Annotated in this window: 1 protein-coding gene; it reads left to right on the top strand. The window is 33.0% G+C overall.

Going from position 1 to position 2481, the window contains the following annotated elements; genetic code table 11:
• Positions 1-459 precede the first annotated feature (459 nt).
• On the top strand, positions 460-1896 hold the full coding sequence (locus ACNQGH_RS21790) for an ATP-binding protein (protein ID WP_417958120.1): 1437 nt from the start codon (positions 460-462) through the stop codon (positions 1894-1896).
• The last annotated feature ends 585 nt before the right edge of the window (positions 1897-2481 follow it).

Genomic DNA, 2481 nt, shown 5'->3' with positions numbered 1-2481 from the left:
GTTAAGCCCGCCTGCGCAGATGGTACTGCAGTTATGTGGGAGAGTATGTCGTCGCCTTTCTTTAAAGAATCCTCATCATTTACTTGATGGGGTTTTTTTTTGCGTAAAACTTTTTTTAGTATCGTAAATTTTAGGAGTAAAAAAAGTAGATCTTGATTTCAAACTTCCTAAAATCAAAAAACTTCTGCATAGTGGACAGCTTTTTCGTTATCCTGACTATTAAATGTGGCTATCTTATAAGGCCGAGCAAACGTGTATATATAATTTTGTTAGTCGAAATGAAATAACAAGAATTTTACGAATCTTATTATCAAAGCTTTTTTAAGGGGGAGTCGTGTAATTAAGGATTCAAAAATAAGAACTAAAAAATATATAATACTGCTTATTTGATAAAATATAGTAAAATAGAGTTGTTTTTAAGATCTTATTTGGTATATTTGTGTTCAAATAAGGTTTTTTATGCTGAAAAATATCTCTAAAACACAAGTGCTCGAAAGGCTTAAAGTAGAAAATCCTTGGTGGGTTGCTTCTACCATCGATACCGATTTTAATGAAATGCCTAGAAGGTTATACTTTGATTTATTTCGACCATTGGTATATGAACAAGAAATACGTCGTGCAGTGGTTTTGATGGGGCCACGTCGTGTAGGTAAAACAGTAATGTTGTATCATACTATTGATGATTTGCTTAGAAACGGAATTTCTCCTCATAAAATTATATTCATAACCGTCGAAAACCCTGTTTATATCAACATTGGGTTAGAACAGTTGTTCTCTTATGCTAAAGAAGCTATTGGTAGGGCTGATGAAGGGGGGTGGTATGTTTTTTTTGATGAAATACAATACCTGAAAAACTGGGAGTTGCATCTTAAAACTCTTGTAGATACCTACAGAGATGGTAAGTTTGTAGTTTCGGGTTCAGCTGCTGCTGCATTAAAATTTAAAAGTAACGAAAGCGGTGCCGGTCGTTTTACCGATTTTCTATTGCCTCCCCTTACCTTTAATGAGTACATCCACATGAAAGGATTGGAAAGTATTATGATTCCTTCGACAATAAAATGGCATCAAAGCGAAGTCGATTTTTATTTAACTTCTCATATCAGTGAACTCAATCAACATTTTATTAACTATATCAATTTTGGCGGGTATCCCGAAGTGATTTTTTCTGAAAAAATGCAAGCTAATCCGGGTAGATATATTAAACAGGATATTGTAGATAAAGTATTGTTGAGGGATTTACCGAGTTTGTATGGTATCAAAGATGTTCAGGAATTAAATTCATTGTTTACAACAATTGCCTTTAATACGGCAAATGAATTTTCATATGAAACGTTAAGCATTCAATCGGGAGTAGATAAAAAAACAATCAAAATTTATATAGAATATTTAGAGGCTGCTTTTTTAATTAAAAAGATCCAGCGTGTGGATCAATCTGGAAAACGATTTAAAAGAGAAATCTCGTTTAAATTATATTTAACAAATCCTTCTTTGTTCACTGCTTTATTTGCTCCAATTCAAAGCACAGATGAAAACATGGGGAATATGGTGGAAACGGCCATCTATGCACAGTGGATGCACCGTGATTGGTTTGAACCTTGGTATGCGCGATGGAAAGACGGAGAAGTGGATATGGTGGGCATTAGCGAAAAAAACTTAAAACCTATTTGGGCTTTAGAAATAAAATGGAGTAACCGTTATTTTGACAAACCTAAATCGCTGAAAAGTTTGCTAAACTTTTGTGTTGACAATAAACTAGATAAAGCAATTGTAACTTCAATTGATAAAACAGGAACAATGGAGGAGCATTCCATTTTGCTTCAGTTTATTCCTGCAGCGGTCTATGCTTATAATGTGGGGAGAAATACCTTGATGAAAAAGAACAATGGATTGATGTGATTTTATTCAAATAAAATATACATTACTATTTATGAATGAAAATGTCTCTTTCGGTAACTTGGAGAAGCTTAGTTGCTTTTTAAAGATAGCGAATAACCCGCTTGTGGTCAGACCAGGCTGCTAAAAAAAAACTTTATGAAAAAGTGGTGGCTATTCTTAGATTTTAGACGAATCAAAAAAAAGTTAAAATAGTGGCAAATTAACGAATTCTAGAAACTGGATTTCCTTCTGTTTTTTTTTTTTTTTTTTGTTTAGCTTTTCCGCAGATATTTCTACCGGGTCTAGTTTGGTTATTTTGTAAATGTGATATGTCTTGAATATAGTATGTGGAATTGAATACTTGAGTCTATGTAATTGCTAAGTTTGTATTTCAGGAAAACGGCAATAAGCCCAAGGATGAAATAGATTTGAAAAGGAAATAAGAAAATAATAAGGTTACCTATATAGTAATGACTGTTACTAATCCCGTCGATTTTGACTGTGATATCCTGGGATAGTGATTTGAGTTTAAAAAACTTTGATTTCTAAGAAACGCGTTTTCAGGGAGTTAAACCTTAGATTAAGAAAATGTTAAAAAAAGTGTTT

This window comes from Flavobacterium kochi (genome assembly GCF_048286715.1).
Taxonomy (GTDB): domain Bacteria; phylum Bacteroidota; class Bacteroidia; order Flavobacteriales; family Flavobacteriaceae; genus Flavobacterium.
This window is presented reverse-complemented; position numbering and strand designations above follow the sequence as displayed.